Origin of the sequence: Burkholderia sp. BCC1998 (genome assembly GCF_905339875.1) — a bacterium.
Taxonomy (GTDB): Bacteria; Pseudomonadota; Gammaproteobacteria; order Burkholderiales; family Burkholderiaceae; genus Burkholderia.
Map to the genome: position 1 here is coordinate 196326 of NZ_CAJPHE010000010.1, position 15041 is coordinate 211366.

Annotated in this window: 16 protein-coding genes; 9 read left to right on the top strand and 7 right to left on the bottom strand. The window is 67.7% G+C overall.

All coding sequences use genetic code 11. From position 1 onward, the window contains the following. Positions 1–140 precede the first annotated feature (140 nt). Together U5A56_RS19400 and metF are read left to right on the top strand one after the other, a co-directional pair. A complete protein-coding gene (locus tag U5A56_RS19400; protein ID WP_006477367.1) occupies positions 141–494 on the top strand; it encodes a phage holin family protein in 354 nt (117 codons plus the stop codon). A gap of 24 nt (positions 495–518) precedes the next feature. After that, on the top strand, positions 519–1349 hold the full coding sequence (gene metF, locus U5A56_RS19405; protein ID WP_044846364.1) for a methylenetetrahydrofolate reductase [NAD(P)H]: 831 nt from the start codon (positions 519–521) through the stop codon (positions 1347–1349). A 98-nt stretch (positions 1350–1447) separates the two neighbouring features. On the opposite strand, the gene U5A56_RS19410 is transcribed toward metF, so the two are convergent. Further along, entirely contained in the window at positions 1448–2926 is a 1479-nt protein-coding gene (locus tag U5A56_RS19410) for an amidase (protein WP_321924084.1), read from the bottom strand. 81 nt (positions 2927–3007) lie between these two features. Then, positions 3008–3700: a dienelactone hydrolase family protein gene (locus U5A56_RS19415; RefSeq protein ID WP_044846363.1), complete on the bottom strand. Its 693-nt coding sequence runs from the start codon at positions 3698–3700 to the stop codon at positions 3008–3010. A 270-nt stretch (positions 3701–3970) separates the two neighbouring features. Here U5A56_RS19415 and U5A56_RS19420 point away from each other — a divergent pair, with 270 nt between their 5' ends. Further along, positions 3971–5050, top strand: a complete 1080-nt coding sequence (locus U5A56_RS19420; protein ID WP_321924027.1) for an NAD(P)H-dependent flavin oxidoreductase — start codon at positions 3971–3973, stop codon at positions 5048–5050. 439 nt (positions 5051–5489) lie between these two features. Continuing rightward, positions 5490–6632 (top strand): branched-chain amino acid ABC transporter substrate-binding protein, encoded by a 1143-nt coding sequence (locus tag U5A56_RS19425; protein WP_044846361.1) that lies wholly within the window; start codon positions 5490–5492, stop codon positions 6630–6632. Positions 6633–6715: 83 nt separating this feature from the next. On the opposite strand, the gene U5A56_RS19430 is transcribed toward U5A56_RS19425, so the two are convergent. Further along, positions 6716–7930: an MFS transporter gene (locus U5A56_RS19430; RefSeq protein WP_321924029.1), complete on the bottom strand. Its 1215-nt coding sequence runs from the start codon at positions 7928–7930 to the stop codon at positions 6716–6718. 20 nt (positions 7931–7950) lie between these two features. On the opposite strand from U5A56_RS19430, the gene U5A56_RS19435 reads away from it, so the two are divergent. The 4 genes from U5A56_RS19435 (at position 7951) to U5A56_RS19450 (ending at position 10907) form a co-directional block, all read left to right on the top strand. Next, complete coding sequence (locus U5A56_RS19435) at positions 7951–8208, top strand: hypothetical protein (protein WP_044846359.1); 258 nt, start codon at positions 7951–7953, stop codon at positions 8206–8208. Further along, a complete protein-coding gene (locus tag U5A56_RS19440; protein ID WP_321924031.1) occupies positions 8205–8864 on the top strand; it encodes a HugZ family protein in 660 nt (219 codons plus the stop codon). The genes U5A56_RS19435 and U5A56_RS19440 overlap by 4 nt, the downstream gene beginning before the upstream one ends. Before the next feature lie 353 nt (positions 8865–9217). Continuing rightward, entirely contained in the window at positions 9218–9511 is a 294-nt protein-coding gene (locus U5A56_RS19445; protein WP_096508184.1) for an H-NS family nucleoid-associated regulatory protein, read from the top strand. Positions 9512–9749: 238 nt separating this feature from the next. Next, a complete protein-coding gene (locus U5A56_RS19450) occupies positions 9750–10907 on the top strand; it encodes a cation diffusion facilitator family transporter (RefSeq protein WP_044846356.1) in 1158 nt (385 codons plus the stop codon). 27 nt (positions 10908–10934) lie between these two features. Here U5A56_RS19450 and U5A56_RS19455 read toward each other — a convergent pair whose 3' ends face one another. The 3 genes from U5A56_RS19455 to U5A56_RS19465 all read right to left on the bottom strand — a co-directional run bounded on the left by U5A56_RS19455 (position 10935) and on the right by U5A56_RS19465 (position 12785). Continuing rightward, positions 10935–11405 (bottom strand): Lrp/AsnC family transcriptional regulator, encoded by a 471-nt coding sequence (locus tag U5A56_RS19455; RefSeq protein WP_006477376.1) that lies wholly within the window; start codon positions 11403–11405, stop codon positions 10935–10937. A 79-nt stretch (positions 11406–11484) separates the two neighbouring features. Continuing rightward, positions 11485–12144: an exonuclease gene (locus U5A56_RS19460; RefSeq protein ID WP_044846355.1), complete on the bottom strand. Its 660-nt coding sequence runs from the start codon at positions 12142–12144 to the stop codon at positions 11485–11487. Beyond that, positions 12141–12785, bottom strand: coding sequence for an MBL fold metallo-hydrolase (locus U5A56_RS19465; protein ID WP_044846354.1), 645 nt, complete (start codon positions 12783–12785; stop codon positions 12141–12143). Before U5A56_RS19465 ends, U5A56_RS19460 begins: the two co-directional genes overlap by 4 nt. A 662-nt stretch (positions 12786–13447) precedes the next feature. On the opposite strand from U5A56_RS19465, the gene U5A56_RS19470 reads away from it, so the two are divergent. Continuing rightward, on the top strand, positions 13448–14059 hold the full coding sequence (locus U5A56_RS19470; protein WP_321924032.1) for a septal ring lytic transglycosylase RlpA family protein: 612 nt from the start codon (positions 13448–13450) through the stop codon (positions 14057–14059). A gap of 95 nt (positions 14060–14154) precedes the next feature. On the opposite strand, the gene rsmI is transcribed toward U5A56_RS19470, so the two are convergent. Continuing rightward, complete coding sequence (gene rsmI / locus U5A56_RS19475; protein WP_044846352.1) at positions 14155–15033, bottom strand: 16S rRNA (cytidine(1402)-2'-O)-methyltransferase; 879 nt, start codon at positions 15031–15033, stop codon at positions 14155–14157. Between the last annotated feature and the right edge of the window lie 8 nt (positions 15034–15041).

Below are 15041 nucleotides of genomic sequence, written 5' to 3' on the forward strand. Positions count from 1 at the left end.
GCGCGGTACGGCGGCACGGTGCCGGATCGCCGGCCGCCGCGTCATGTCCGCCGCTGCGCGGGCTCGCATGGCGGCCGGCGGCGGTCACCGAGCATTGACCGACCAGATCGACCAGATCGACAACCGAACCGGAGCCCTCCATGAGCGTCATCCTCACCTGGGTCATCAACGCCCTCGCGCTGCTGATCATCACGTACCTCGTGCCGTCGATCCACATCAAGAGCTTCGGCACCGCGCTGATCATCGCGGTCGTGCTCGGCCTGATCAATACGGTGATCCGGCCGGTGCTGATCCTGCTGACGCTGCCCGTCACGATCGTCACGCTCGGGGTGTTCATCCTCGTCGTGAACGCGCTGTGCTTCTGGTTCGCGTCGTCGCTGCTGAAAGGGTTCGAGGTGTCGGGTTTCTGGTCGGCGTTCTTCGGTTCGATCCTGTACAGCATCGTGTCGTGGCTGCTGTCCGCACTGATCTTCGGGCAGCGCGACATCGGCTGACGGCCGGGCCCACTCTTGCGAATCATGAAACCGATCGAACTCTCGTTTGAATTCTTCCCGCCGAAGACGGCGGAGGGCGTCGAGAAGCTGCGCGCGACGCGTGCGCAGCTGCTGCCGCTGAAGCCGAAATTCGTCTCCGTGACGTTCGGCGCCGGCGGCTCGACGCAGCAGGGCACGCTCGATACCGTGCTCGACATGCAGAAGGACGGCCTCGAGGCCGCGCCGCACCTGTCGTGCATCGGCTCGTCGCGCGACAACCTGCGCGCGATCCTCGACCAGTACCGCTCGCACGGCATCCGGCATATCGTCGCGCTGCGCGGCGACCTGCCGTCGGGGATGGGCGCGGTCGGCGAGCTGCGCTATGCGTCCGAGCTCGTCAGCTTCATCCGCGCCGAGCATGGCGACTGGTTCCACATCGAAGTCGCCGGCTATCCGGAATACCACCCGCAATCGCGCTCGCCGAAGGCCGATCTCGAGAACTTCGCGCGCAAGGTGAAAGCCGGCGCGAATTCCGCGATCACGCAATACTTCTTCAACGCGGATGCGTATTTCCGCTTCGTCGAGGATGCGCGCAAGCTGGGGGTGGACGTGCCGATCGTGCCGGGCATCATGCCGATCACGAACTTCTCGCAGCTGATGCGCTTCTCGGAAATGTGCGGCGCGGAAGTGCCGCGCTGGGTCGCGCGCCGGCTCGAGAGCTTCGGCGACGATCGCGACGCGATCCGTGCGTTCGGCGCGGACGTCGTCACGAGCCTGTGCCAGCGCCTGATCGACGCGGGCGTGCCGGGCCTGCACTTCTATACGCTGAACGCGGCGGCCGCGACGCGGACGATCTGCGAACGGCTCTCCATGTAAGCGTCATCACGCGCTTGCATGCGTCAAAGCCCCGCCGGCAAAACCGGCTGGGCTTTTTTTTTCGCTGCCGGTCGGCCGGTCCGCCCGCCGCGCCGGCGTCAGCGCTGCGCCTGCATCAGCGGCGGGCGCCGGTCGAACCACGGCCGCGCCTGTTCGAGCTGGCGCGCGAGTTTCAGCAGCAACGCATCGTCGGCGTGGCGCGCGACGAACTGCACGCCGATCGGCAGCCCGCGCGCGTTCCACCAGAGCGGCACCGACATCGCCGGCTGCCCCGTCAGGTTGAACAGCTCGGTGCAGCCGGCCCACGCGAACGCCTTCTCCGACGCCTTCGCGAGCATCTCGCGCAGCAGCGGTTTCACCGGCAGCGCGCCGAGCAGCTTCATCTGCGCGGCTTCGAGCGGCGTCGGCTGCAGCTCGCCGATCTTGACCGGCGGCCCCGCGAGCGTCGCGCACAGGATCGCGTCGTAGCGCGACACGAGGCCCGCGACCTGCACGGTGAGCTGGCGCTGCCATTCGAGCACGTCCGGCAGGCGCGCGCGGGCGACGCGCCTGCCGACGACGGCCATCGCCCACGTCGCCGGCTCGAACTCCGCGCGCTTCGGCGTGCGTCCGGTCAGCGCGCGCGCACCCAGCACCAGCTCCTCGGCGATCGTCGCCCACAGCGTGAGAAAGGTTTCGGCCGCGCGCGCGTAGTCGATGTGCAGCGTCGCCGGTTCGACGTGATGGCCGAGCGATTCGACCAGCGCGGCCGCGTCGTCGAGCGCCGCGCGCGTGTCGCCGGCGAGCGCCGGCGCGAGCATCGGGTCGACGACGAGGCCGATCCGCAGCGGGCCGGGCGGCGCGTCGAGCGCGCCCAGAAAGGTGCCGGGCGCGCCGGGCGGCAGCGTCTGGCCGGTCGTCACGTCGAGCAGCAGCGCACTGTCGCGCACGCTGCGCGACACCGCATGCTGGACGACCAGCTCGCCGTTCGACGGCAGGTCGACCAGCACCGGATTGCGGCTCGGCTTCAGGCCGAACAGCCCGCAGCACGACGCGGGGATCCGGATCGAGCCGCCGCCGTCGGACGCATGCGCGAGCGGCACGATGCCGGCCGCGACGGCCGCGGCCGCGCCGCCGCTCGAGCCGCCGGGCGTGTGATCGATGTCCCACGGATTGCGGCACGCGCCGAACAGCTCGGGTTCGGTGTACGGCATCTGGCCGATTTCCGACGTGTTGGTCTTGCCGAATACGTTGAGCCCTGCCGCGCGGCTGCGCGCGATCAGCGGCGAATCGTCGGCGGGGGCGAAGTAGCGGTAGTGCCGGCTGCCCATCGACAGCGGCAGCCCGGCGACCGCCGCGCCCAGATCCTTGACGAGATACGGGACGCCCGCGAACGGCGCGTCGGTGCCGGTGTCGCCGGCCTGCTCGGCCCGCTTGCGCGCGGCGTCGTAGTCCTGCAGCACGATCGCGTTGATCGCGCCGTTCACCGCTTCGGCCTGGCCGATCGCGGCGTCGAGCAGTTCGCGCGGGCTCGCCTTGCGTTCGCGCACGAGCGTGGCGAGGCCGATCGCGTCATGCGCGAGATAGTCCGAGTGCATCGCAGTCACCCCCGTTGTGACTCGTGGCGATGAAAGGAGGATAACGCGGGCCCGGCGCGCCGGATCCGCCGCCGGCGGCCTTTACAGGTGTTCGGCGAGGAACGTCAGCGTGCGGCCGTGCGCGAGCGCCGCGGCGCGCTGGTTGTACGACGCGCGGTCGGTGCAGTTGAAGCCGTGTTCGGCGCCCGGGTACAGGTGGAACGACGCGTTGTGGCCGCCCGCGAACGCGGCCTTCACCTGCTCGACGGCGGCGAGCGGGATCGCGTGGTCGTTCTCCGCGTAGTGGAACAGGATCGGCTGCGTGATCTTGCCGGCGAGGTCGAGCGCATTCTGGATGCCGCCGCCGTAGTAGGCGACCGCCGCATCGACCTTGCCGGCCGCGGCCGCGCGGTACGCGAGCTGGCCGCCGAAGCAGTAGCCGATCGCGGCGACCTTGCCGGCGACTTCGGGGCGCGCGCGCAACGCGTCGGCGGCCGCGCCGATGTCCGCGACCGCGAGGCCGACGTCGGTCTTCTTCATCAGCTCGATGCCCTTGTCGCGATCGGCGCCTTCGTAGGTCAGTTCGACGCGCGGCTGCGTGCGCCAGAACACGTCCGGCGCGAGCGCGACGAAGCCGTCGGCCGCGTACTGGTCGGCGACCGCGCGAATGTGCGCGTTCACGCCGAAGATTTCCTGGATGATGATGACGGCGGGGCCCTTGCCGCGCTTGGGCAGCGCGAGATAGCCGCCGAAGCTGTCGTTACCGGTCGGGATGTCGATCCATTGGGCTGTCACGTTGGAACTCCTGGCGAACGGGCGCGCGACATGCGCGCCGCGGATGGAAAAAGGGGCGGCCCAGTGTGCCACCAATCCTGCGACGCTGCAGCGCGCGCAAGGGGCGCGCCGGCCGGGTGTGCGCGGCTCGAACCCGCGTGCCGAACCCGCTTCTCGCGCAGCGATCGTTTCGATCTCGATTATTCATTTTTCGGCGGTGTGCGGCTTCGATAGAGTCGAAGTGTCGGCCTTTACAAAGCGCTTTCGCGCATCGGCCCCGAAGGATTCGCCATGCCAGCCCCTGCATTTTCCACCCCGTTTTCCGAACGCTTCGGCCTGCGCCTGCCGCTCGTGCAGGCGCCGATGGTCGGCGCGACCACGGCCGCGATGGTCGCGGCCGCGTCCAATGCCGGCGCGCTCGGCAGTCTCGGCGCCGGCGCGTTCGAGCCGGACCGTCTCGCGACCGAAGTCGCCGCGATTCGCGCGGCGACGTCGCGTCCGTTCGCCGTGAACCTGTTCGTGTTGCCCGACGCCGCGCCCGACGCGGCGACCGTCGCTCGCGCGCTCGCCGCGATCGATCCGTTGAACGCGACGCTCGGGCTGCCGCCGGGCAGCGCGCCCGCGCGTTACGCACCCGACTTCCGCGCGCAGCTCGACGCGCTCGTCGCGCTGCGCGTGCCGGTCGCGAGTTTCACGTTCGGCGTGCTCGACGCGGCCGACGTCGCGCGCCTGAAGGCCGCCGGCACTTACGTGATCGGCACCGCGACGCACGTCGCCGAAGGGCTCGCGTGGCGGGCGGCCGGCGCCGACGCGCTGTCCGCGCAGGGCGCCGAAGCCGGCGGCCATCGCGGTACCTTCATCGGCCCGGCCGACGATGCGCTGATCGGCACGCTCGCGCTGGTGCCGCAGCTCGTCGATGCGACCGGGCTGCCCGTGCTCGCCGCGGGCGGCATCATGGACGGCCGCGGGATCGCCGCCGCGCTCGCGCTCGGCGCGCAGGGCGCGCAGCTCGGCACCGCCTTCCTGACGTGTGCGGAAAGCGCGATCGCGGCGGACTGGAAGGCGCGGCTGCTCGCGAGCGCCGATACGTCGACGCAGGTCACGCGAGCGATCACCGGCCGCCATGCGCGTGGCTTGCGCAATGCGCTGATGATGCGGCTCGGCGAGCGCGTGGCCGATGCCGCGCCGTATCCGGTGCAGAACGCGCTGACGCAGCCGCTGCGCCAGGCCGCCGCGCGCGCGAATGACGGCGACTACCTGTCGCTGTGGGCCGGGCAGGGCGCGCCGCTCGCCAGGCGGCGCGACGCCGCGCTGACGACGTCGCAGCTCGTCGACGCGCTCGACGCCGAATGGCGCGCGGTGCCTGCGTAAACGATTCGACGGCCGCCGGAGCGGCTCGCGTCGGCACACGAAACGCGCGCGTTGTCACGCGCGTTTCATTCAATGATCCCGCGCACAAAATACCGAATCGAAATGACACGGGAATGCTTTAAATCAACCTTTCGCCAGGCCGCGTGGAACTAGCGGAAACCCTTATCCGGCGGGGCTTGCGGCGACATTCGAGCAGTCATTCCAAAGCGCCCGTATCGGTAGTGTTACCACTACCCCAAAAAAGTCCCACAAATTAATTTGATCACCTACACTTGCGCGCAAGTACGGGCGGGCGGCTGCTAAAAGCGGTTGCTTCCCACGTGCTTGAGGCCAAGTGCATGAACGATGCAACCGGCGAATCGTCCAGTGAATGCAAACACAGGGATGGCAGCGGGGCACCGGGCGATGGCGTTTATTGGGACCGAAACTGGAGACTTACATGAATATCAAGATGCAAAAGCTGTTGCCTATCACCGCAGCGGCGATGCTGTGCGTTGCAGCGGCAAGCAACGCGGCCGCCGATCAAGTCGTCAAGATCGGCCACGTCGCGCCCTTGACGGGCGGTATTGCACACCTGGGCAAGGACAACGAAAACGGTGCACGTCTCGCAGTCGAGGAGATCAACGCCAAGGGTCTCACGATCGGCGGCCAGAAAATCACGCTGCAACTCGACGCGCAGGATGACGCGGCCGACCCGCGCCAGGCCACGCAGGTTGCGCAGAAGCTCGTCGACGACAAGGTCGTCGCGGTGGTCGGCCACCTGAACTCGGGCACGTCGATCCCGGCCTCGAAGATCTACAGCGATTCGGGCATCGTGCAGATCTCGCCGTCGGCGACCAACCCGGCGTACACGCAGCAAGGCTTCAAGACCACGTATCGCGTGGTGGCGACCGATGCGCAGCAAGGCCCGGCACTCGCGAACTACGCGCACTCGAAGGGCATCAAGAGCGTCGCGGTGGTCGACGATTCGACCGCCTACGGCCAGGGTCTCGCGAACGAGTTCGAGAAGAAGGCGAAGGCGCTCGGCCTGAAGGTGATGTCGCACGACGCGACCAACGACAAGGCGGTCGACTTCCGCGCGATTCTGACCAAGATCAAGGGCGAGAACCCGGACGCGATCATGTACGGCGGCATGGACGCCACCGGCGGCCCGTTCGCGAAACAGGCGAAGCAGCTCGGCCTGCGCGCGAAGATCCTCGCGGGCGACGGCGTGTGCACGGAGAAGCTGGCCGACCTGGCCGGTGACGCGACCGACAACGTCGTGTGCTCGGAAGCCGGTGCTTCGCTCGAGAAGATGGCGGGCGGCGCGGCGTTCAAGGCGAAGTACGAGAAGCGCTTCGGCCAGCCGATCCAGATCTACGCACCGTTCACGTACGACGCCGTGTACATCATCGTCGATGCGATGAAGCGCTCGAACTCGACGGATCCGGCGAAGATTCTCGCTGCGATGCCGGCGACGAACTACTCGGGCGTGATCGGCACGACGACCTTCGACTCGAAGGGCGACCTGCAGCACGGCGTGATCTCGCTGTACAACTACAAGAGCGGCAAGAAGACGCTGCTCGACGAAGTGAAGATGTAAGCTGAACAGCGGTCGACAGAAGGGGTGAAAGCGCGCCTGCGGCAACGCAGGCGCGCTTTCTTTTTGGCGCGCCCGCCGCGTGGTCAGATCTTCAGGTGTGCGAGGACCTTCGGTGCGACGGCCGCGACGAGCGCCGCGCACAGCGCGACGACCGCCAGCCCGACGGTCAGGTTCGCCGTCTGCGCGACCGCGCCGATCACGACCGGACCGAACAGCAGTCCGAAATACGCGAGCCCGGCCACGTGCGCGAGGCCTTCGGCCGCGTGGATGCCTTTCACGCGCGCGGCGGCGGCGAACAGCACGGGCATCATGTTCGCGAGGCCGAGACCCATCAGCGTGAAGCCCGTCAGCACGGCGATCGGGTTCGGCAGCAGCAGTGCGCCGATCATCCCGGCGCACGCGAGCGACGCGCTCGCGAACACGAGCTGCGGCGCGCCGAAGCGCGCGCGCACCGCGTCGCCGGCGAAACGCGCGACCGCCATCCCGCCGGAGAACGCCGCATACGCGGCGCTCGCGAGCGCGGGGCTCGCCGCGACGACGTCGCGCATGTAGACGGTCGCCCAGTCGTACATCGCGCCTTCGGCGATCAGTGCGATCAGCGCGATGCCGCCGAGCATCCACAGCGCGGGCGAGCGCCAGCGGTTGCCGCCGCCGTGCGCGTGTTCGTGATGCGGCACGTGCGGCAGCACGGACGGGCTCGCGGCGAGCAGCACCGCGGCGCTGACGGCCGCCGCGAGCGCGAGATGCACGGCCGGCGCCATGCCGGCCGACAGCAGCGCGCCGCCGGCCGCCGCCCCCGACATCCCGCCGATGCTGAACATCCCGTGCAGCGACGACATGATCGGCTTGCCGAGCGCGATCTCGACCGCGCTCGCCTCGGCATTCATCGCGACGTCGAGCGTCGCCATCGAGAAGCCGAACAGCGCGAGCACGACGAGCAGCATCCAGTAATCGGGGACCACGAGGATCAGCGCCGCGCAGGCGGACATCACGAGCCCGCCCGCGAGGCACGCGGTGCGCGAGCCGACGCGCGCGATCCAGCGCGCGATCGTCAGCATCGCGGCGATGGAGCCGCCCGCGACCGCGAACAGCGCGATCGACAGCAGGCCCGGGCTCAACGCGAACTTGTCGCGCACGGTCGGCACGTGCACGCCCCACGACGCGTACATCATGCCGGCGACGAAGAACAGCGCCATCGTGGCCGTGCGTGCGCGCTGGCGGACCGGCAACGCCAGCACGCGATGCGCGTCGGGCGGCGCGGAAAAGTCGGACGAGGATCGGGAGGAGGATTCGGACACGGAACGCTCTTGAATGGACGATGCGCGGGCGCGTCGCGCCCGTCGGATTCGTCCGATTCTATCGAACCGTTTACGGTCTTGCCGGCGCGCTGGCCGTGCGGCCGGTCGTGATCGGCGCGCACTTCGCCTTCACGCGGCGCGTCGGCCATCCGGCCGATGCCCGGCAAGCCGCCGCCGCGGGTAACATCGATGCGCAGGCGGCGTGCCCGACGCGTTCCGGCGCGGCCCGCCTTCGCCACCCTTGCCACCAGGCCTTCCGAACGCAGGAGTCACCGTGAACATCGATCCCGTCCTTGCCTTGCACCTGCTGCATCGCTGCGCGCTCGGCACGCTCGCGACCCACGCGCGCGACCCGCAAGGCTTTCCCTATCCGACGGTCGTGCCGTTCGCACCCGATGCGGATCATCGGCCCGTGATTCTCGTGAGCGGCCTCGCCGAGCACACACGCAACCTCGCCGCCGATCCGCGCGCGGGCTTCCTGGTCGTCGACGCGCCGGACGGCGACGTGCTGAACGCCGAGCGCGCGACGCTGCTCGGCCGCTTCGTGCCGCTCGGCGACGCGCCGCATGTCGCCGCGCGCTACCTGCGCTACGAACCCGACGCCGCGCGCTATCTCGCGCTCGGCGATTTCACGTTCTGGGCGCTCGAGATCGAGCGGCTGCGCTATATCGGCGGATTCGGCCGGATGGGCTGGGTGGACGGCGCCGGCCTCGATGCGCTGCCGCCGCTCGGGTTCGACGACGAACGGGCGCTGTGGGACGCATACGACTCGAGCGCTGCGCGCCGCGCCGGGCTCGACCTGCTCGGCGTCGACCGCCACGGCGCCGACTGGCGCTGCGACGGCCGCCGTGTGCGCACGCCGTTCGACCCGGTGCCCGGCGATGCCGGCGCGCTGCGCGAGCGGCTGATGGCCTGCGCGCGGGATGTGACGTGAGGCCGCGGATTCAGCTTTGTCTGTTTAGCGTCACGCGCCGTACGATTTTCGCAAACATGTCGCCGGATGAAAGCTTTGATTTTTCCGAATGCGGGTAATTGCGTATGTTGATAGACCTATTTCCAGATCGGTAATGTCCTAATCTCTATGCAAGCGCGTAAAAATTTGAGAAAAGGCCGTGGCCGGTCAAAATGACATGCGTGAATTACAATTGGTCTCGGGATTTTCATGAATCCTGCTTCTATCAAATCTTTTTTGTGCTAATCTCTGCCTTCAAAATCCGAGGCACAAATATTTCATGAATGGTGAGCCGGCAGCAGATCGGCGCCATTGGTCATATCGAAAGGGAAACTATGTCTTCTTACAAGGACCTGCTGGCCCAGCGGGAGAAGCTGGAGAAGCAAATCGAAGAAGCGAAGTCGCGCGAATACGCCGAAGTGCTGAATGACGTGAAGCAGAAAATTGCCGACTACGGCTTTTCGCTCGCCGAACTCGGCCTCAGCCGCGCGAAGGCAGGCAAGGTCGGTCGTCCGCGCGCAGGCGTGGCAGCGAAGTACCGCGATCCGGAAACGGGCGCGACGTGGTCGGGCCGTGGCAAGCCGCCGCGCTGGATCGCCGGCAAGGACCGCGAACAGTTCTCGATTTAAACGACTGTTTAAATCATTGCCTCGAAAAGAGCCGCGTATCCGTGCAGGAGCGCGGCTTTTTTGTATCGCGGGATCGGAATGTATGCGTTCTGTCATGAAAATGTCAGAAACGGCGCGTGAATGAAAATGCGACCCGTTCGCATAAGCGATTGATTTAAATGGAAAATTTGGGGTTATCGGAATGCCCCGCGAGGGTCGTTTGGTAGAATTACGTATCCCAACCGATATCTCGTATTTCATGTCCACGTTTTCCGACGACGCACAAAGCGCAGATAAGCACGCGGTCGCGCGCAAGAGCACCCTCGTCAGTATCGTGCTGAATGTGGTGCTTGCGACGTTTCAGATCGTCGTCGGCGTGGTTGCGCATTCGCAGGCATTGATTGCCGATGGTATCCATTCGATTTCCGATTTGATCTCGGATTTTGTCGTACTGGTTGCGAATCGCCATAGTGGCGCATCGCCGGATGCCGATCACAATTACGGACACAGCCGCTACGAGACCGTCGCGTCGCTGTTTCTCGGCGCGATCCTGATCGCGGTCGGCATCGGCATGCTCTGGCGCGCCGGCAACCGTCTCGTGAATCTCGAAAACATCCCGGCCGTCCATTTTTCCGCGCTGATCGTCGCGCTCACGGTGCTCGTGTCGAAAGAGGCGCTGTTCCGCTACATGCTGCGCGAGGCGCGGCGCGTGCGTTCGGCGATGCTCGTCGCGAACGCATGGCATGCGCGCTCGGACGCCGCATCGTCGCTCGTCGTCGCGATCGGCATCGTCGGCAGTCTCGCCGGCGTGCGGCTGCTCGACCCGATCGCCGCCGCGATCGTCGGCTTCATGGTCGCGCGCATGGGCTGGACGTTCGGCTATGACGCGCTGCAGGACCTGTCGGATCGCGCACTCGACACCACCGACACGGCCGAGATCCGCGCGCTGCTCGCCGCGACGCCGGGCGTGCGCGACGTGCACGACCTGCGCACGCGCAAGATGGGCGATGCGGCGCTCGTCGACGCGCACATCCTCGTCGATCCGATGATCTCCGTCTCCGAAGGGCATTACATCGCGGAAACCGCACGAGCGCGCGTGCTGCGTGACCCGCGCGTGCTCGACGCGCTGATCCACGTCGACCCCGAGAACGATGTGGCGCGCCGTCCGGCGCTCGCGCTGCCGCCGCGCGCCGAGATCGCGGCGCGGCTCGAGGCCGCGCTCGCGCAGCGCGGGCTGCATCCGGCCGCGATCAACCTGCACTACCTGAGTACGGGGCTCGAGATCGACGTGACGCTCGACGCCGGCGCGGGCGATACCGACGCGGCGCTGGCCGGCCGGCTCGATGTCGACGCGCTGAAGCGCCAGTTCGGCGCGCGCCGGATCGGCTTCACGCGCGGGCTGCCGGCGCAGGCGTGAGCGGCGCCCGCGACCGCGGGCCGCGCGTTACAGCGGCAGTTGCGTGTCGAACTTGATTTCGCGCAGCACGACGCTCGTGCGCACCTGCGACACGGCCGGGATCTTGAAGATCCGTTCGTGCAGGAAGACGTCGTAGGCCTTGATGTCGGGGGCGACGATCTTGAGGATGTAATCGGCTTCGCCCGTCGTGCTGTAGCACTCGGTGACTTCCGGGCAGGTCGCGATCTCGCGCTCGAACTGTTCGACGCCGCCTTCGTTGTGGCGGGTCAGGTGCACGTGCGCGAGCGCACAGACGTGCAGGCCGAGCTTCTCGCGATCGAGCAGCGCGGTGTAGCGCTGGATCACGCCGGACTGTTCCATGTCCTTGATGCGGCGCCAGCACGGCGTACTCGACAGGCCGACCTGGTCGGAGATTTCCTGCACGGAACGGCGCGCGTCGAGCTGCAACAGGCGAAGGATTTTTTGCGAAAAGGAATCGAGCGTCACCTGCGCCTCCATGCGGCAGCTACAACACGCTGAATGTTAGAGGCCCGGGAAAGGAAAGGCAATCTGGCGGCGCGCCGTTGAGCGAGATTCGCTAATTTGCCCGCGGATCCGTTGGGTTTTGTCCCGCTCCCGCCTGTTCCGACCGGTCGGTGTCGGCCACCGCGAGGCCCGCGAGCGCGGCTTGCTGGCGGCGCAGGTCGGCGAGCATGTTGCAGAACAGCGCGCCTTGCTCGATCGCGTCGTCGAGCGCGACGTGCGTGTGCGGATGATCGTCGAACCAGTGCTTCGGAAAGCGCGGCTTGATCGCCTTGCGGTACGGCAGGCCCGTCATCGCGAACGCGAGCGTCTTGATGTCGAGCGCCGACCACGAGAACGGGCAGCGTCCGGCGAAGTGCATCATGTACCAGAACATGAACGTGAAATCGAAGCCGGCCGGCATCGCGACGAACACCGGCTTGCCGGGCAGCGCCTCGACCCATTCGACGTACGCGACGAGCGCGGCCGCCGGCGCCTGCAGGTCGCGCCGGCACGCGGCCCACGCTTGCGGCTCCGTCTTCCACCACGCTTCCTGCACCGGATGGGCCTGCGCGCCGGGCAGCGTCTCGAGGTTCGCGGAGAACGTCGCGATCAGCTGCTTGTCCTCCGTATAGGCAGCCGACGCGAAGCTCAGCATCGAGTGCGGGCCGGGAATCGGCCCGTCGGCCTCGACGTCGGTGCTGACGTAGATTTCGGGGATGGCGGTCTGGTTCATCCGAACACCTTGTCGGACACGAACGGATTCGTGCGGCGCTCGTCGCCGAAGGTCGACACCGGGCCGTGGCCCGGCACGAACGTGACGTCGTCGCCGAGCGGCCACAGCTTCTCCTTGATCGAGCGCACGAGGTCCGCGTGGTTGCCGCGCGGGAAATCGGTGCGGCCGATCGAGCCGGCGAACAGCACGTCGCCGACGATCGCGACCCGATGCGCGCGGCTGAAGAACACGACGTGGCCGGGCGTGTGGCCGGGGCAGTGATAGACCTCGAGCGTCTCGTCGCCGAACTGCACGGTGTCGCCGTCGTTCAGCCAGTGGTCCGGCTCGAACGTTTCGGCGGCCGGAAAGCCGAAGCGCTGGCTCTGCATCGGCAGTTGCTCGATCCAGAAGCGCTCATCTTCCTGCGGTCCCACGATCGGCACGCCGTAGTGCGTCGCGAGTGCCTTCGCGCCCGCGCAGTGATCGACGTGGCCGTGCGTGAGCAGCACCTTCTCGACCTGAACGTTCTGCCGCGCGATCTCCTGTTCGATCCGTTCGAGATCGCCGCCCGGATCGACGACGGCGGCGCGGCCGGTCTTTTCGCAGACGAGCAGCGAGCAGTTCTGCTGGAACGGCGTGACCGGAATGAGCGTGACTTTCATGGAGGCACCGCGGCGGCTGAAAGGAGCGATTGTACCGGTCGCGCGCGCGGCATGCCGGCCCTGCGGTGCGGTGTCGGACGCCGCTCGTGCGGGCAATCCCGGAGCATCCCGATTGTTACAGCCATAGCGAGAATCAATGGTCCGGACGGGGGCCTTTTCGAGACAGGCTTTTGGTTTATGTATAATGCGCCCCATTGCGCGTGAATTTCACGCAATTCGCTGGTGTTTCGACCCCGTTAAATGGGGTATCGGATTCACCGTCAAGCATCGACCGCCGGGGAGTCCGGCGGTGTATCCAGCACCGAGCATTCGGTGCTCACGTCTTGTCCGGCCGGGTGCTGCGCGCCCGTCTGCGGCCCTGCTGCCGCGCCGCCGGATGAGGCCTGTGCCGCCGTTCCTGTGCGTTGGCCGTACGCGACGCGCGCGAACGTGAAAGCCATGTTCGATGGCGGCATGTGGGGTCTGGTCAGGCTGCCGGGGACAGGTTGCGCCAGACGTGAAAACTAATCAGGACGGTTGCGGCAGAGACGAAAGCCGCGCCCATGCTAGCCGCCTGCTCGCGTAGCCGAGCGGGGCGTGCACGCATTTGCCGTCCGGGCCGCATATCTGCGTTGTTGAGCAGCGTTGTATCGGTGCGGCCCGAACCAGAAGGCGACACGTCGATGAATTTTCGATTTCCGACTCGATTCGGGACCATTGCTTTATTTTTTGCGCTGACGGGCTGTGCGGTGCCACCCAGCCAGACCACCGGCAGCGCCAACCAGAAGAACGCGGCCAACAAGACGGCCGCGGCCGCGAAAGCGGATGACGACAAGCAGCAACTGAATTTCGATTCCGCGCTGGCATCGATGCCGGCTGCCGACAGCAAGGACGCGAAGAAGTCGTCGCTGGCGGACGCCGAGCCGATCGACGGCAAGGATGTGTCCGACTTCCGCCAGACGGGCCGGGCATCGTGGTACGGCCGGGATTTCCACGGCCGCCGCACCGCGAACGGCGAGCGCTTCAACATGAACGCGCTGACCGCCGCGCACCGCACGCTGCCGCTGTCGTCGTACATCAGGGTGACGAACGCGTCGACCGGCAAGTGGGTCGTCGTGAAGGTCAACGATCGCGGGCCGTACAAGCGCGGCCGCGTGCTCGACCTGTCGTATGCCGCTGCCCGGATGATCGGCCTCGTGCACGCCGGCACGGGCCGCGTGAAGATCGAAGGGCTGTCGCCGCAGGAAGCGCGCGAGGCACGCGACGAAATGTTGGCGTCGGTCTCGGCGAGGTAACGCGGCGGTTCGTCCGCCTACGCAAAAGGGCTGCCTTCGGGCAGCCCTTTTGCATTTCCGCGTGCCGGGCGGCGGAGGCCGTCCGTGCTCGCGCGTCAGCCTTCCTTCAGCACCAGCGCGCGCGCATACAGCGCGTTGCGCGACGCGCCCGTCAGCGCGGCCGCGAGCTTCGCCGCGCTCTTCACCGGCACTTCTTCCAGCAGCAGCTTGAGCAGCGCGTCGTGCGCGGTGTCGTCGGCTTCGCCGCCGTCGGCCGGCGCGCCTTCCACGACCAGCACGAACTCGCCGCGCTGCCGGTTCGCATCGCCGTCGAGCCAGCTCTGTCCTTCGGCCAGGGTGCCCTGGAACAGCTGCTCGTGTAGCTTGGTGAGCTCGCGCGCAATCAGCAGCCGGCGCGCGGGGCCGAACACGTCGGCGAGGGCGGCGACGGTGTCCGCGATCCGGTGCGGCGCTTCGTAGAACACCAGCGCGTACGGGTGCTGGACGAGCGCCTGCAGCGCGCTCGCACGCTGCTTCGCCTTCGGCGGCAGGAAGCCCGCGAACGTGAACGTGCCGGCCCAGTCGCCCGCCACGCTCAGCGCGGTCACGGCCGCGCTCGCGCCCGGCAGCGGAATCACCGCGAAGCCGGCCGCGCGCACGGCGTCGACGAGCCGCGCGCCCGGGTCCGAAATGCCGGGCGTGCCGGCGTCCGACACGTACGCGACGCGTTCGCCGGCGCGCAGCAGCTCGATCACGCGCAGCGCGGCTTCGCGTTCGTTGTGCTCGTGCACGGCAACGAGCGGCTTCGAGATCCCGTAGCGGGCCAGCAGCTGGCCCGTGTTGCGCGTGTCTTCGGCCGCGATGCGGTCGGCGAGGCCGAGCACGTGCAGCGCGCGCAGCGTGATGTCGGCGGTGTTGCCGATCGGCGTCGCGACCACGTAGAGCGCGGCGTCCGGGTAGTGCTGTGTTTGCGCGAGTTCGAGGAGGGCAGTCATGGCAGGCA